This is a genomic window from Endozoicomonas sp. ALD040 (genome assembly GCF_049275945.1).
In the GTDB taxonomy this organism is placed as follows: domain Bacteria; phylum Pseudomonadota; class Gammaproteobacteria; order Pseudomonadales; family Endozoicomonadaceae; genus Endozoicomonas_A.
Map to the genome: position 1 here is coordinate 6951156 of NZ_CP184829.1, position 18313 is coordinate 6969468.

The 18313-nt window shown below is 48.1% G+C and carries 3 protein-coding genes; all 3 read left to right on the top strand.

Annotated elements, in window-relative coordinates; all coding sequences use genetic code 11:
- The first annotated feature begins 79 nt into the window (after nucleotides 1–79).
- The 3 genes from ACOJUN_RS25405 (at nucleotide 80) to ACOJUN_RS25415 (ending at nucleotide 18196) form a co-directional block, all read left to right on the top strand.
- A complete protein-coding gene (locus ACOJUN_RS25405; protein ID WP_422134620.1) occupies nucleotides 80–6373 on the top strand; it encodes a hypothetical protein in 6294 nt (2097 codons plus the stop codon).
- 86 nt (nucleotides 6374–6459) lie between these two features.
- Nucleotides 6460–11469: a hypothetical protein gene (locus ACOJUN_RS25410; RefSeq protein WP_422134621.1), complete on the top strand. Its 5010-nt coding sequence runs from the start codon at nucleotides 6460–6462 to the stop codon at nucleotides 11467–11469.
- An 88-nt stretch (nucleotides 11470–11557) separates the two neighbouring features.
- Nucleotides 11558–18196, top strand: a complete 6639-nt coding sequence (locus tag ACOJUN_RS25415; RefSeq protein WP_422134622.1) for a hypothetical protein — start codon at nucleotides 11558–11560, stop codon at nucleotides 18194–18196.
- Nucleotides 18197–18313 lie beyond the last annotated feature (117 nt).

Below are 18313 nucleotides of genomic sequence, written 5' to 3' on the forward strand. Positions count from 1 at the left end.
GATTTTAAAAGTTGCTTCCTCGCCCGGTACGGCAATCACTTTCCAGGGTAATAAAAGTACTCAGCTCTGAGGTAGTGGAATGACAAATGCTCATCCCAAGGTACTAACTCTTACAGTGGCCATTGCAATCAGCTCTTCCATTGTTAGCACACAGGCGCTGGCCGATCGCAGGCTGCAGACAAAATCTGTCAAGATTCTGGTGGATGAACATACCGAATATACACAGAGTGACGTCATGGTTCGACCAACTCCGGGTCTTGACCAGCAGCCAATACCGAAATGCTTTACAACCACCTACCCTTATCAGGTTCGAGACAGAGTGGACCAGCACCTTCCCACTATAAGTTTTACAGAAGTTCTTCATAATATTGATGGTGGCGTTGCCACTGTTGATCTGTTTGAAACAGACGCAAATAACCTTGCTCAGAAATACACCAAAGTCCTGAAAGTGGGTGATGAGAGAGTCTTCAGATTTACCCATAACCTTCAAGAAAAGGAACTGTTCATTGAAGTCAGAGCCGGAATGACCGATCAGGATTCAGTTAAGGCTGTTCAAGCACAACATCCCGGGCTATTTGGCATGGAGCCGTTAACGAAAATCGCCACCCCTCATCAACTGGCTGACTTGCTGATAGCGGCGAATGACATGGCAGGAAACCTCGGCACCAGTGACCACTACGTCGCCCTTGCCACCATTGAAGTAGAAAAAGTTGCAGTAAACGGACGCACCTTCATGCGTCTTATCGCATCAGGCGACCAGCCCCCTGAACTGCATAGCCTGGGTCAATCACTGTTTGTCAATGACGAGGCTCTTCTGGCAGCGGCCACCTCTGCCTATTTCCAGGTTCATGTTTTCGGAAAGGATATACAACAGCAGGCTCTTAATGACCTGTTGGCACACAGCAAGCCCGTCGGCTACGTTGTACACGTCGGGGATGGCGCACAGGTTTCTCCTGTACCTGCGGGTTATCCAAAGCTCGAAGTCGCAGAAGCTTCGGGAGAGGTTATTGTTTTTCGTGGTCAGAAGCTCAATCCCCGTGATAGCGCTTTTGTAGAAAAGCTCCACAACCTCTGGCAAGAAGCTGAGGGCAATAACCTGGCCCCTGCATTGGTAGCAAAGATTAATAGATTTAAGGTCAACAGCTATCAGCACATTATTCGAAGCAGGCAAATGGCCGTGTTAGAGGAGCTTGCCGCACGGCACGCTGCTGAAGTGAGCGAAAGTCAACCGCCGACGCTGACAAACGAAGATAAACGGTCGGCATCTGCGCTTGCATTCTACGAATATCTCCAGCAGGCATTGGCCAGTGCCAGCCAAGATCGGGCAACTACGACAGTAGATTTTGAATTCACACTGGAAAACATCAGAGCCGCCTCGTCTGCCATCACGCCAACCTGGCTGCAGATTCAACTGACAAAACATTTCAGCTTCAAACCCGAACTGAGAGACCTTCTGAGTAATCAGAATGTTGTTGAGGGTATTATGGGTCTTGTACCCGTTGTCGACGAATCACAGCTCGATCTTTCTTACGACAACGACCGCTTTACTTTCAAAGTCCTGAGCGATATGGCCAGGCAGCTGATTGAGAGGGAAAAGAAACTGACAGTCCAGCTGAAAAGAGAATGGAAACTCACCCAGGTAAACAACCACTTAAAGATCATGTTGGGGAAAGCCAGTACCACTGAAAAGCAAAAGCTCATAGTACTTCAGCTTAAGCATCAGGCTGAGCATGATCTTCGAGAGCTTCGTGGCGCAACGGAAAGAGGGCAAAGCCTGTTACGGGAATATCGGCAGAAAGTCGAACGAATCCCGGAGCTGGAAAAACAACTTCGAAATGCCAGAGCGGTAGCCACAAAAGCCCGCAATGCCCGACTGGCAGAAGAGCTTGGCATTGAAAACTGGGATGATAGCCAGCCGCCGGAAAAACAAACCAGGCTCATCAGTATAAAAATTCATGAAATCAACCAGGCATTGGCGGCAAGGGGACCGGCAACAGGACGGCCCGAGGAAGATTCTATAGAAACAACACCGGCGGCTCTTCAGCACCAGAGCACCAGAACAGAGGCTGAAATCAAAGCCAGCTATGCAACCCTTGCCGCACATTTAAACCTTCAGAATTTTGATAGCAATGCAGATATTGATGTTCAACTCGATCACCTGCTTCGGAGAATTGAGGTACTGAACGCTCAATTACAAGGTGAACATATACTGAACCTTCAACAAAAAAGCCTGTTTGACAGATCACTGAATACCCAGGGCAATACCCGCAACGAAGATCAACAACATTTGCTTCAGAAAATCCGGGCACTGAATGCTCAATGCTGTGCGGAAGAACCTGACGTCAAAGTTGAGCAAGATGGTCTGGCACTGATTTTACGTATCAGGCTGGATGACGGCGCGATGGAAGAACACCCGGCCCTGAAAACAGCAATGTATAAGAGGTTCCGCAGTCTTGAATATTTGGATGAAGAACTGAAAGACATCAGAACACCAGGCCACCTCAAAGCCATGCCTGAAGTACTGGAGAAACTGTCTGACGTGGAAAAAGCCCTTGATATGGATGACCTCATTAGTCAGGAAGATGTGTATTACCGTCGTCGCGCCATTTCTGAGGCAATTCAGGCAAGTATGAAAAAAGCCAGGCAGCAGCAGGAGGAAGTGGCTCTGAAGGTGCTGAAAACAGTAGAAGACATGCTCAAAATCGAAGTCAATAATGAAGATGACAAAACAGCAAGGCTTGCCAGGGTTCGAAGAAAACTTGACGGCGGTGATGTCTCAGAAGCCATGGTGGATGAGATAGAGCATTCACTCCGCAAAGAAGACATCACATTCTGGAGCAGAATGGGGAATACAAAACTCCAGGACCTTCAGAGGAGTCTTGACTTTTATGTCGAAAAAGTAGAAAGAGTAACCATAATAGAACAGAAAAAGATACTCAAAATTGTAGAGGACAGACTGCACATCTACGGGTTCGTAGGCGATGAGGCCAATGAAAGAGGCACGGCTTTCGTTGCTAAACTGGCCAATGATCTGGGGGTAATACTTAGAAGAAAAGCCCAGCTGTCTGAAAACAAGTATGTTCTTGAAAACAAAATTTTGGCAATACTGGCAGAAGTAGACGAAGCCTTTGATAATGAGGATGTCAGAAGAAGCAGAAACAATGAAATCGCTCATCAACTCAACATTGAGTCCTATAAAGATGATGCCAGCATAGACGACCAGAATATTTTAATTGAACAAAAACTCCTACAGCTTTGTGAAGAAGTTCTCAAATCAGGTTTTGCCACCATTGATGAGCATATCACAGCCATTAATGCTGAGCTTGACTGGCAAATGGCCCGGCTGGGACCTAAACCCCGATATGTTCTTGATCGCGAGCTGGCCAGTGCCAGACAAACAATACAAAAAGCTGAAAGTGAACTGGCAGCCGCTCAACGCAGGCTGAATACTATACGTGGCAAACACATATTGTTTGCGGGGCGTCCCGCTGAGCTACAAGATCTCTCGAATGAAGAGAACATGGCCCTCAATCAGGCAATGAAACAAATTCAGATAGTGTTGGATCTGGCTGCTGTTGACGAACAAACCCCTGAGGAGCGACTGAGGGACTTCAGGCACTTCCTGCGGGGATACAATACAGAGAGACGGGGTGAAATCCTTAATGAACTGAAGGCCAAAACAGGTCTGAGCATCCAGATAAAGGGTGACTTCGATTCCGTGGCAGGCGCTGTAGACTTTTTCAGCCTGGCAGCCTTTCCAGATTCTGATGGTCAGGACGAAGACAATGAAGTATCGGGTGAAGTGTTTATAAACAGGAAAAAGTACTGTCAAATCGTGGAATTCCTGAATGAGCACTACAGAAAAAACATTAAACTGGGGGAAGCACGGCTTGAACAGAGGAATGCAAAAGAGAATCTGGATCGTAAAGTAAAGGAGATGATCGATTCTGGCGACATCGATCAGAAAGCTAAAACCCTGCATATGGACGAAATGGAGAGGCTGGGCTTAATATCGAAGCAGGCAAATGATGCCGTATCAAAAGCAGTAAAGGCTCTGTTGGATCATCATAAAGCGAGTCTTGACGCCACTGTAGAAACTGCGGGCCTCAAACCGGACTCTTCTGACACCCGTGAACACCGGATTAATGCTCTGAGAAACAAAAAGCTGCAACTGGGTGGGCGTGATGGTAAAGGTGGCAAGCATCATCAACTGGTTCAGGAATGGATTCACCTGCAAGATGAGATTGGAGCCAGGAAAGCAGACATTGAGAGAATGAAGGAAGTCCTGAGGGCTGCAGAGGAAGTGGTCGAAAATGACGACGGCCCCTTCCAGTTCACGCCGAGACAGGTAAAAGTTCTGGCCGATATGAACACCTTCACAGAGCAGCACCCTCTCAGGCAACAGGCTCTGGATGCTGCACTGGGCCTGGCAGAATCAGCAGTCAAAAGCGGTAAAACAGTACCATGCCTTGCGACGTTCGATTTTAACGATGAATTTGCAGCAATTCGCTTGCAGGCTCTGATCGGAGACGATCTGACGTTTAACCAGGCCAGTCGGATTGTAGAAGTCTTCAAAAGCCTGAAAACGAGCATCCCACCCTTCCCTTTTGAGCCTGGAGAAGATCAGCCTCAGAATGTCATTGAACAAGTCCAGGCTCTGGCAGACAGGGTCAGAAATGAGATGAAAACCGGGGCTCAACAATACGACGATGAAATACGCGGCATGGGCAAAAGAGCCATTCACTTCGTCGAATATGAACCCGGGGATCTGAAAGGCTTCTCGAAATACTTCGCAACCCATTCTGCCAGTGGCAACAAGATCATAGCTCTGCTGCGTGAAGGACTGATCAGCAAGATTGAACTTGGGAATTACATAAACGCCGTCAGAGGAATTGATGGTTATCAGACAGTGGACGAATTTGAGCATTTCCTTGGCGACAAACACGGCGTCAATCTGCCTCACTTCAAAGCCGTTATCCAGCTGCTGTCCGACAAAGGTGTTGATGAATTCGTGCAAAGTGCCTTTATTCCTGTGACTTTGACTGCAACTGGCCCGGCAGCTATGAAAGAGTCGGTTGTCGGCATGAAAGAGTATGCAGCAGCGGTCATCGCCAACTATGTTCTTGACGATATTGCCTTTGACAATGGCCGCAGGACAGCAGCGTTTCTGGTCAATGTTCAGGATACCCTGACACCTTATGCCAATGCTGCCGGGCTCTCTGAATCAGAACTGATCAAGGCTATCCATGGCACCTTGATGCAGGCTCATGCCGCAGCGGTTGAGCAGCAGCTGAATGAGTACTGGGTCAAACCTTCAGCCTCTCTGGTACAGGCTGTCACCTGGTACTACTCCAGCTACAAACCGCTACTGGCAACCCATACCGTCCGGCAGGCTAAGGCGCTGTCCCTCGCAAATATGTCGTTCCTCTATCTTCTGGATCTGACCAACCGGGGGGATTACCTGCACCGGGTGCTCATACCTTTTCAGCACTGGCTGGAAGGCTATGGTGTTGATCCGGACCGAACCGGGCAATATGCCTACCATAGCGGAATTGAAAGAGTTTCTGAAGTGGGCGGGCTGGCCATGCCATTGGGCAAGGCCGCTTCTTCAGTCATTCTGCTGAGAACCGGCGCCATGCTCTTTGCCAGACAACACAACGCCAACCCGCAGATGTATCGCAGCATTTCCCGTCTGGTGCCAGAAATAGTGAAATCCATGGGTTCCGGACAAGGGGTTCAGGTACCGCTGCTACACAGAGTGACACCACAAAAAGTAAAAACTCTGGCCTCGGCCACAGCAGGTCTGGTGCTGGGTCCGGTAACCACGGTCGGAGCATACGCCCACGGTCTTATATCAGGATTCACTTATGCCCAAACCTTCGGATTCGCGCTGGCGTCGAGTCTCGCTTTCGACTTTTTTATGAACGACAACAAGATACTCACTCAATGGCTGGGTGGCCCTCTGGGTCGCAGTCTTGACAAGATGAATCGCTGGTTGGGCGTGGGTGAAACGCAAGATAACTATGTAAAACGTACGACAGTTGCTACACCTCAACGCTTCAATGAAAACGATGAAGCCTACGCAAACCGTGTTAAAGCAAACAGCACCCTGTATGGCTGGACGCGACACGAAAATTACCTGCAGTTTCGCGAACGACGGGATCGCACCATGAAACTGTTTGAGAATAGCTGGGAGAAATACTTCAGGGAAAATGTGCCTAAATGGTCGTTCTCCCATGCAGAAAGTATTCCTTACTTCTACACTTTTGGAGCCTTTAACAAATGGCCAAAGGACAATGATCAGAAAGTTCACGGTAATGATCGGAGCAATGCCCCTCAATCGGGGTCTCTGTCTGCAACCACGACTCGCTGACAGCTATGAGCCATTAAAAGCCGCTTCCTCATTTGGCTTGGTTATCAATTCGGGGTAATAGAAGTACTCAGCTCTAAGGTAGTAGAATGATAAATGCTCGCCCCAATGCATTAAGCCTTGTTGTAGTCGTTGCAATCAGCTCCGCCATCACTACTCAGGCTCTGGCGGATCGCAGGCTACAGACAAAGTCTTTCGATATTCATGGCAATAAACCCGTGGAGTTTACCCGGGGTGAGGTCATGGTTCAGCCAACTTTAGGTGATGACCAGCAGCCAATACCGAAATCTTTTACAACCACTTACCCTGATCGTACTCAAGTCAGGGCGGACTATGACATTCCTTCTGAAGGCTTTACAGACATTCTTTCTGGCATCGATGGTGGCGTTTCCAGTGTTGATCTGTTTGAAACCAACGACAATGACATTGCCCGGAAGTACACCAAAATCCTGAAAGTCGGTAATGAAGGAATCTTCAGGTTCACCCATAACCTTGCAGAAAAAAAACTGGTCATTGAAGTCAGAGACGGAATGACCGATCAGGATTCGGTTGAAGCTATTCGAAATCAATCTGATGACATCCCGCTATTAGATACGTTAACAAAAATCGCCAGTCCCGAACAACTGGCAAGATTGCTGAAGGGTGCCAATGAAAGGGCAGGAAACCTTGGTGAAGTTGATAACTATGTCGCCCTGGCCACCGTTGCAGTAGACGAAGTTGAAGTCAATGGGCGCACCTTCATGCGTCTTGTCGCTGCTGGCGATGAGCCTCCCGAGTTGCAGCGTCTTGAGCAATCGCTCTTTATCAACGATGAAGCGCTTCTGGCAGCAGCCACCTCTGCCTACACTCAGGTTCATGTTCTGAAAGACGATTTACAACAGGAAGCTCTGAACGAGCTGTTGTCCTATCAAAAACCCGTCGGCTATGTTGTTCACGTCGAGGATGAGACACAGGTTTATCCTCTGCCTGCGGGTTATCCAAAGCTGGAAGTGGATCAGGTTTCGGGGGAAATTATTGTTTTCCGTGGTCAGAAACAGAATCCCAGCGATATTGCCTTTGTGGAAAGCCACTATGATCTCTGGAATAAATTTAAAGACCAGAGTACACAGGTTAAAAAAGACAAGGTTAAAAGCTATCAGTACGTTATTAGAAACAGGCAAATGGAGCTGCTGGAGGAGTTTGCTGCTGATTTGGCTGCACAAAATGATGCTGAGCTGAACGAAGATAAACTGTCGAAGCTTACCTACTATGAATCTCTTCAGCAGGCACTAGCCAGTGCCACTCCAGATGAAACCGATGAATTTGAGTTCACGACAAGGCATATCAGAGACGCCTCCTCAGTCATCAAACCTATCTGGGTGCAGTTTCAACTCATAAAAAACTTTAGCTTCAAACCTGTACTTAAAAATCTTCTGACCCACCATAATTTTGTTCAAAATTTTTTACTCTATCAGCACGAGGACTCCAGAACAGATGCTGAAATAAAAGCTCGTTATGCAACCATTGCCATGCATTTAAACATTCAGGATTTTGATAGCAATACCAATGTTGACGCTCAACAGGAACACCTGCTGCAAACATTTAAGACAATGAAAGCCTGGGAAGAAGGTCTGCGTCAACAACTTAAGGCAATGAGTTATCAGCTCGATATAGAGGATGTTTACACCCAACTCAGAAAAGACACTCTGGCAGTGGTTCTTGGTATTGATCCAGCCAAAGATACCCGTCTTGAAGACCGCGCCAGTATGGAATCAAAGGTAATTGACAAGCTCTCCGAGCTTTCAAAACTGAAAATTGAACTGGAAGACATCAAAACACCCGGCCATCCCAAACTGATGCCCGAGGTACTGGAGACAATTCGTAGGGTATTAATAGCTCTGGAAGGGGGTAGATACTTCAAACAAAAGCAGAGTGTGTATGTCCTTCGTCAGTTCATTTCTATAGGCATAAATCATGACATCAGAGAGGCCAGAAAGCAGTCAGAAGAAAAGGCCCATTCCATGCTGGACCGTGTGGAAAGATTACTCAACATCGAGATCAATGAAGGTGATTATAAAACAGCAAGACTCGAAAGGATTCTTACAAAGCTTGATGCCGGTGATATCTCAAAAGACGAGCTGGATGGGATGCACGAGACGATCTGCCGGGAAGACTGTCCAGACTGGGAGGATCTGGAAGGGAACTCTTCGGAAATGGATATCAAACGCATGACAGTTCGTGATCGTCTCAACTATATAATCGAAGAATCGGATCAGCGAGCCAGAGAACAACAAGCAAGTCGTCTTATCGTTCTGGAGAACGAGCTGGATATCGACCCTCATGAAAACCCTCATACTATAGAGAGAGGCAAAAGTTTCACAGCTAAACTGGCCAGTGATCTGGAGGTAGAGTTTGAAGACGATGCCAGCCTGTCTGTCCGGCAATATGTTCTAAGCAACAGAATTGAGGAATTATGGAATAGAGTAGAGGAACTCTATGAAGATGAGAGTGCCAGGAGAATCTGTAACAATAAAATTGCTCATCAACTCAACATTAAAGATTATGAAGATGATGCCAGGATCGACGACCAGGACTGTCTTATTGCAGCAAAACTCCGACAGCTGGATGATGAAGTTCTCAAAGCGGGTCAGCCTGACGTTAATGAGCGTATTGCAGCCATTGATGATGAGCTTGAGAGGCAGATCGCTCGCCTGGGACCAAAACCACGACACGTACTTGACCGTGAAGCAGCCACAGCCAGGTTCTTAATAGCAAGAGCTGAAAGTGAGCTGGCAGGTTTTCATCGTCGGCTGAACAGGCTTCGTAGCAGTGAAGATTACACAAATGCCCATGGTCGGGACGAATCCCATGAAGTCGAGGGTGAACTGCTCTTAACCAGGAAAAAATACACTCAAGTCACGGGTGGGGGTGATGGTACTGACGGCAAGATCCGGCATCTGGTTCAGGAACAAGCCTATCTGGAAGATGAAATTGAAATCAAGAAAGCAGACATTGAGAGACTGAAGGAAGTCCTGAAGGCGGCTGAGCGGGCCGTCAAACATGACGGGGGTCCCTTCCAGTATTCGCCGCAACAGGCAAAAGTTCGGACCGATATGGACGCCTTCGTAAAGCAAAACTCTCTCAGAAAACAAGCTCTGGAAACGGCGATGGGTCTGGCAGAATTAGCAGCAGAAAACGGTAAGACAATATCCTACCTTCCGATTTTCGATTTTGACGATGAATTTGCACCGAATCACTTGCAGGCAATGGTCGGAGACAAACTGACGCTTAAACAGGCCAGTCGGATTGTGGAAGTTTTCAAGAGCCTGAAGACGACCTTCCCGGAATCCTCTGTAGAGCCTGTTGAAGCTCTGTTCGGAAATGATCTGAAAGAAATCTTCAGGCTTGTGCGCAAGGCCAGGCATGGGATGAAAAAAGGGGCTCGACAATACGACGACGAAATTCGCAGCATGAGCAAAACAGCCGTTCACTTCATTCAGCATCAATCAGAGGACCTGAAAAGCTTCCCGGAATACTTCGCTACCCATTCTGCCATTGGTAACAAGATCATAAGTCTGCTGCGTGAAGGCCTGATCAGCAAGGTTGAACTTGAGAACTACATAAAGGCTGTCAGAGGTGCTGAAGGTTATCAGACAGTGGATGAATTTGAGCACTTTCTTGGCTACGAACACGGCGTCAGGTTGCCCGAGTTCAGGAAGGTTGTCCAGACGCTGTCCGATAAGGGGGCTGATGAATTCATGCAGAGTGTCTTTACTCCTGTGCCCGTGGCCGCTTCTGGCCCGGCAGCTATGAAAGAGTCGGTTGCCGGCATGAAAGAATACGCAGCAGCGGTCATCGCCAACTATTTTCTTGACGATATTGCCTTTGACAGTGGCCGCAGGACGGCAGCCTTTCTGACCAATATTCAGGATACCCTGACACCTTATGCCAATGCTGCCGGACTCTCTGAATCAGAACTGATCAAGGCTATCCATGGCACCTTGATGCAGGCTCATGCCGCAGCGGTTGAGCAGCAGCTCAATGACTACTGGGGCAAACCTTCAGCCTTTCTGGTACAGGCTGTCACCTGGTACTTCTCCAGCTACAAACCTCTGCTGGTAACCCACACCACACTGCAGGCTGCCGAGCAGTCTCTCTTGAACATGTCCTACCTTTATCTTCTGGATCTGACCAACCGGGGTGATTACCTGCACCGGATGCTCATACCTTTCCAGCACTGGCTGGAAGGCTTCGGTGTTGATCCTGACCGAACCGGGCAATATGCCTACCACAGCGGAATTGAAAAAGTGTCTGAAGTGGGCGGACTGGCCATGCCATTGGGCAAGGCCGCTTCTTCAGTCATTCTGCTGAGAACCGGCGCCATGCTCTTTGCAAGACAACACAACGCCAACCCTCAAATGTATCGCAGCATTTCCCGTCTGTTGCCCGAACTAGTGAAATCCATGGTTTCCGGACAAGGGGTTCAGGTACCGCTGCTGCACCGGGCGACGCCACAAAAATTGAAAACGCTGACCTCGGCCACAGCCAGTCTGATGCTAGGTCCGGTAGCCACGGTCGGAGCATACGCCTACGGTCTTATATCCGGATTCACTTATGCCCAAACCTTCGGATTCGCGCTAGCGTCGAGTCTCGCTTTCGACTTCTTTATGAACGACAACAAGATGCTCACTCAATGGCTGGGTGGCCCCCTGGGTCGCAGTCTTGACAAGATTAATCGCTGGACAGGCATGGGGGAAATAACAGATGAATATGTGAAACGTACAACGATTGCCAGACCCCAACGCTTCGATGAAACCGATGCAGCCTATGCAAGCCATGTTAAAGCAAACAACACCCTGTATGGCTGGACGCGACACGAAAATTACCTGCAGTTCCGCGAACGCCGGGATCGCACCATGAAACTGTTTGAGAATGGCTGGGAGAAATACTTCAGGGAAAATTTGTCTGGATGGTCGTTCTCCCATGCAGAAAGTATTCCTTACTTCTACACTCTTGGAGCCTTTTACAGATGGCAAAAGGGCGATGATCAGAAAGTTCACGGTCATGACAAGAGCAATGCCCCTCAATCGGGATCTCTATCTGCAACCATGACCCACTGACAGCTATGAACCATTAAAAGCTGCTTCCTCGTCTGGCGTGGCCATCACTTTTCAGGGTATTAAAAGTACTCAGCTCCGAGGTAGAAGAATGACAAATGCTCGTCCCAATACATTAAGCCTTGCTGTAGTTGTTGCAATCAGCTCCTCCATCATTGCTACACAGACTCTGGCGGATCGCAGGCTGCAGACAAAGTCTTTCGATATTCAGGGCAATGAGCATGTGGAGTTTACCCATGGTGAGGTCATGGTTCAGCCAACTTTAGGTGATGACCTGCAGCCAGTACCGAAATCTTTTACCACCACCTACCCTGACCGGACTGAAATCAGGGCCGAGCATGAGGTTCCTTCGAAAGGCTTTACAGACATTCTTTCTGGCATCGAGGGTGGCGTCTCCAGTGTTGATCTGTTTGAAACCGACGACAGTGACATTGCCCGGAAGTACACCAAAATCCTGAAAGTCGGTAATGAAGGGATCTTCAGGTTCACCCATAACCTTGCAGAAAAAAAACTGGTCATTGAAGTCAGAGACGGAATGACCGATCTGGACTCCATTGAGGCTATTCGAAATCAATCTGGTGACATCCAGCCATTAGATCCGTTAACAAAGATCGCCAGTCCCGAACAACTGGCAGGATTGCTAAAGGGTGCCAATGAAAGAGCAGGAAACCTTGGTGAAGTTGATAACTATGTTGCTCTGGCCACCGTTGCAGTAGACGAAGTTGAAGTGAATGGGCGCACCTTCATGCGTCTTGTCGCTGCCGGTGTTGAGCCTCCTGAGTTGCAGCGCCTTGGTCAATCGCTCTTTATCAATGATGAAGCGCTTCTGGCAGCAGCCACCTCTGCCTATACCCAGGTTCATATTCTCAAAGACGATTTACAGCAGGAAGCTCTGAATCATCTGTTGTCTTACCATAAACCCGTCGGCTATGTTGTTCACGTCGAAGATGAGACACAGGTTTATCCTGTGCCTGCGGGTTATCCAAAGCTGGAAGTGGATCAGGTTTCGGGGGAGATTATTGTTTTCCGTGGTCAGAAACAGAATCCCACCGATATCGCCTTTGTGGAAAGCCACTATGATCTCTGGAATAAATTTGAAGACCAGAGTACACAGATTAAAAAAGACAAGGTTAAAAGCTATCAGTACGTTATCAGAAGCAGGCAAATGATGCTGCTGGAGGAGTTGACTGCACAAAATGATGCTGAGCTGAACCAAGATACACTGTCGAAGCTTAGATACTATGAATCTCTTCAGCAGGCATTAACCAGTGCCACTCCAGATGAAACCGATGAATTTGAGTTCACAACGGGTTATATCAGAGACGCTTCGTCAGTCATCACGCCAACCTGGATGCAGTTTCAACTGATAAAAAACTTCAACTTCAAACCTGTACTTAAAAATCTTCTGATCCACCATAATTTTGTTCAGAATATTGAGAATTTTTTACTCCACAATGCGATGAAGGCTTTTGCTGTTGGCAAAGACACAGAGTTTGCCTCCAAAGTCATGGCCGACATTGCCGAACAGATGCTTGAGATGGTATGCACGCTGGAAAAGCTGAAAGCAAGAGAGGCCGAACTCGTCGAGACAGTGAAAACATCAGATCCCGGTGCCGATACCACAAAAGCACGCTACGCTCACGCGCCAGCAATACTTGGTATTGCTAAATGGGATGATACCCGGTCACTGGAAGAACAAGCCATAATCCTCAGAGAAAAAACTCATGAATTGCAACAATCCGTGACCGCAACAGGACTGTCTCGGGAAAAGGCTATAAAAGAAACACTGGCAACAATTGAAGGCCGGCTCGGGATTACTTCATACAATGAAATCAGTCTGGGTGGCCGCTATGAGTTGATTATGCAGCATCTCGGTCAACAGGCAGACCAGACCGATGAGGTCTTATGGGAAAAACTGGCTATCGTTGAAGGTCAGCTCGGTCTGGTTGCAAATAAAGAAGATACTCCGGAACACCGTCAAAAGACCATCCGGAAACACCTTTGGACGATGTTTGCCGGGGTCATTCTGCAAGAAAGATTTCAGCGTCAACATCAACAAAACCTCGAAGCACAGAAAAACTCCATTCTGAACTTTCAGCACCTCATCAATCAAATGCCAATGATTGACAAACAGGTTCGTGATGCCGTCGCAAAAGAAAGAGCCGCTTTCAATACCAGGCTCGCAGCAGAGCTGGTTATTGATGGCTGGGACGATACCCGGCCACTGGAAAAACAAGCCAGAATTATCAGAGAGAAGATTCTTGAAATGGACAAACCGGTTGCTGCAGAAGATGACTCAACAGTTGCCACAACAGGACAGTCACGGGAAAAAGCTATAAAAGCAAAACTGGCCGCCCTTGAAAGCATATTCGGTATTACTCTGAACAATGGCAAGGATCTGGATGCTTTCTATCAGCACACTCAACGACACCTGCAAAAAAAAGCAGAACCGAACAATGTAGTCATCCAGAATTTTCTGACTGACATTGAAAGTAAGCTCGGTCTGGTCTCAGATAACGCAAAGGACCCGGAAGTCCGTCGTCAGGCCATACAGCAACACCTGATTCAACAGCAAACCGAGATTGATAAACAACTTCTTCAGCAACAGAGCACCAGAACAGATGCTGACCTTCAACAAGAACACCTGCTCCAAAAACTGAAGACAATGAGTGAACAGAATGAACGCCTGCAACAACAACTTAGAACAATCACTGCTCAACATGAACTCCTGCTTCAGAGAGTTCAGACAACGATTAATCAACAGGATACAGAGGACTCTTACAACAGGGCCAAAAAAGAGCTTCTGGCAACAATGCTCGATATTGAGCTGAGTGATGACACCTCACCAGAAATCCTCAGCGACCTGGAATTTGAATTACATATCAAGCTCCTCAAGCTTGCAGAGCTGGAAAAAGAAATCCATCACATCAAAACATCAGGCCACTCCGGCGCCGAGCCTGAAGTCATTGAGAAACTGACTGCCGTAGAAAAAGCCCTGAAGATGGATGAACTCAGTAGCGAGGAAGATCTGTATTACCGTCGTAACGCCATTTCTGAGGAGATTCAGGCATACATCACAAACGCGAGACAGGAGGCAGAGAGAGAAGCCCTGAAAATACTGGAAACGGTAGAAAAAATATTCAAAATCGAGGTCAACAAAGATCTTCACAAAGCAACAAGGTATGGGAATGTTTATGCAAAACTGAAGGACGGAGATTTCTCAGAATCCATGCTGGATGAGATGGAAAATACCCTCTGGAAAGAAAACGTCTCGCCTGCAGGCAAAAAAAGTGCAACCAGAATCTTGAAACTTATGGAGCGTCTTGCCATTCATATCCACACCCCGGATTTGGATGCCCGTATCTCAGGCCAACAGAGGAAGATGCTTGAAGCTGTAGAGCAGGAGCTGAACATCTACACGAGTGAAAACCCTTCTGCCAGAGAAAGACTCAAGAATTATATTGCCGCAAGAGCCAGGGATCTAAAAGTTGAATTTGAAAAAGGTGTCAGCCTCAATGACCAGAAGAATGCACTAAGAGACAAAATTCAGGCATTAAGAGTAAATGTAGGCGACTTCCTTGACAGTGAAGATTTCACAGTGGCTACAAACAATGAAATGGCTCATCAACTTAATATTGGTGAATATAAGGTTACTGTTTCTTTGGATGAGCAGAAAAACCTGATTAAAGAAAAACTCCGGGAGATAGATGAAGGATTCTGCATAGCAGGTCGGCCTACCATTTATGAGCGTATCACAGTCATTGAGAGTGAGCTTGACAGGCAAATGGCCCGGCTGGGGCCTAAACCCCGATATGTTCTTGATCGCGAGCTAGCCAGGGCCAGGCAAACAATACAAAAAACTGAAAGTGAACTGGCAGCCGCTCGTTGCAGGCTGATGACTCTTCGTGGTAAACGGATATTTTTTGCGGGACACACTGCTGACATCCAGGATCTCTCGGATGAAGAGAACATGGCTCTCAATCAGGCAATGAAACAAGTTCAGATCGAGTTGGATCTGGCTGCTGGTGACGAACAGACCACCGAGGAGCAATTAAAGGACTTCAGGCATTTCCTGAGGGGATGCAGTAGAGAACGACGGGATGAAATCTTTAATGAGCTGAAGGCCAAAACAGGTCTGGTCATCCAGATAAAGGATGACTTCGGTTCAGTGGCAGATGCTGATGACTTTATTGGCATTGCAGCCTCTGTAGATTCTCTTGGTCAGGACGAAGACAATGAAGTATTGGGTGAACTGCTTTTAACCAGGAAAAAGTACCTTCAAATCGACAAATACGTGAATCAGGAACTCATAAAAAGCACTGAATTGGGGAATGCACTGATTAGAGAGTGGAGTGCAAAAGAGAAGCTGGATCGTAAAGAAAAGGAGATGATTGATGCTGGCGACATCGATCAGACAGCTAAAACCCTGTATATGAACGAGATGGACAGGCTGGGCTTAATATTGAAGCAGGCAAATGATGCTGTATCAAAAGCACAAAAAGCTCTGGTGGATCATCAAGCGGCGCTTGACGCCGCTGAAGAGGCTGCGGGTCTCAAACCAGACGCCACTGACACCTTTGAACAGCGGATTTGCGCCCTGAGAATAAAAAAGATAGAACTGGGCGGGCATGATGGTAGTGGCGGCAAGATCAATCAACTGATCCAGGAATGGGCTGACCTGAGAAGTGAGATTGAAGCCAGGAAAACAGACATTGGGAGAATGAAGAAAGTCCTGAGGGCAGCAGAAGAAGCCGTCGAAAATAATGGCGGTCCCTTCCAGCTAACGCCGAGACAGGCAAAAGTTCTGACCGATATGGACACCTTCATACGGCAGCACCCTCTGAGGCAACAGGCTCTGGATGCCGCAGTGGGCCTGGCAGAATCGGCAGTCAAAAACGGTAAACCAATACCCTGCCTTGCGACTTTCGATTTTAACGATGAATTTGCAACGATTCGCCTGCAGGCGGTCGGAGACGATCTGACGTTTTATCAGGCCAGTCAGATGGTGGAAGTCTTCAAAAGCCTGAAGACGAACATCCCGCCCTCCCCTGTCGAGTCCGCAGAAGATCAGCCTCAGAATGTCATTGAACAAGTCCAGGCTCTGGCAGGCAGGGCCCGGAATGAGATGGCAACCGGGGCTCAACAATACGACGATGGAATACACGGCATGGGCAAAAAAGCCATTTACTTCGTCGAACATGAATCAGAGGATCTGAAAGGCTTCTCGGAATACTTTGCCAGCCATTCTGCCAGTGGCAACAAGATCATGGCCCTGCTGCGGGAAGGACTGATCAGCAAAATCGAGCTTGAGAACTACATGAAGGCCGTCAGAGGTGTCGACGGTTATCAGACAGTGGATGAATTTGGACACTTCCTTGGCTACAAACACGGCGTCCATATGCTCAACTTCAAGGAGGTTGTCCGGATGTTGTCCGACAAGGCTGTTGAGGAATTCATGCAAAGTGCCTTTGACCCTGTAGCTGTCACAGCCACTGGCCCGACGGGTATGAAAGAATCTGTTGTCGGCATGAAAGAGTATGCAGCTGCGGTCATCGCCAACTACGTTCTTGATGATATTGCCTTTGACAATGGCCGCAGGACGGCAGCCTTCCTGAGCAATGTTCGGGATACCCTGACACCTTATGCCCAGGCTGCCGGAATATCTGAATCAGACCTGATCGAAACTGTTCATGGCACATTAATGCAGGCCCATGCCTCAGCGGTTGAACGACAGCTACCGGATTACTGGGTCAAGCCTTCGGCCTTTCTGGTACAGGCTGTCAACTGGTACTTCTCCAGCTACAAACCCCTGCTGGCTGCTCACACCACCTGGCAGGCTGCTGAGCTATCCCTCTCGAACATGTCATTCCTCTATCTTCTGGATCTGACCAACAGAGGTGATTACCTGCATCGGATGCTGACACCTTTCCAGCATTGGCTGGAATCTTATGGTGTTGATCCTGATCGAACCGGGCAATATGCCTATCACCATGAAATTGAACAAATCTCTGAGGTGGGCGGGCTGGTCATGCCATTGGGTAAAGCCGCTTCCTCCGTCATTATGCTGAAAACCGGCTCTATGCTGTTTGCCCGACAGTACAACGCCAACCCGCAGATGTATCGCAGCATTTCCCGTCTGGTGCCGGAGATACTGAAATCCATGGGTTCCGGACAGGGAGTTCAGATACCGCTGCTGCACAGGGTGACACCACAAAAAGTGAAAACCCTGGCCTCGGCCACAGCCGGTCTCGTATTGGGTCCGATAGCCACTGTCGGAACATACGCCCATGGCCTTTTATCAGGATTCACCTATGCCCAAACCTTCGGGTTCGCGCTGGCGTCGAGCCTCACTTTCGACTTCTTTATGAACGACAACAAGATGCTCACTCAATGGCTGGCTGGACCGCTGGGCCGCAGTCTTGACAGGATTAATCGCTGGACAGGCGTGGGGGAAACGTCAGCTGAATATGTAAAGCGTACGGCTATTGCCAAGCCTCAAAGCTTCAGTGAAACCGATACAGACTATGCAAAACGTGTTAAAGCAAACAACACTATGTATGGCTGGACACGACACGAAAATTACCTGCAGTTCCGCGAACGCCGGGATCGCACTATGAAACTGTATGAGAATGGCTGGGAGAAATACTTCAGGGAGAATGTGCCCAAATGGTCGTTCTCCCATGCAGAAAGTATTCCTTACTTCTACACTCTTGGAGCCTTCTACGAGTAGCAACGGGGCAATAAGAAAGTGCCGGTGAATTAATCACGCAACAAGCAACTACCATAAGAACCACACCGGTGACAAAACATCGGTGATGGTACCGTCTGTGAGTTCTCCTTCTCAGCC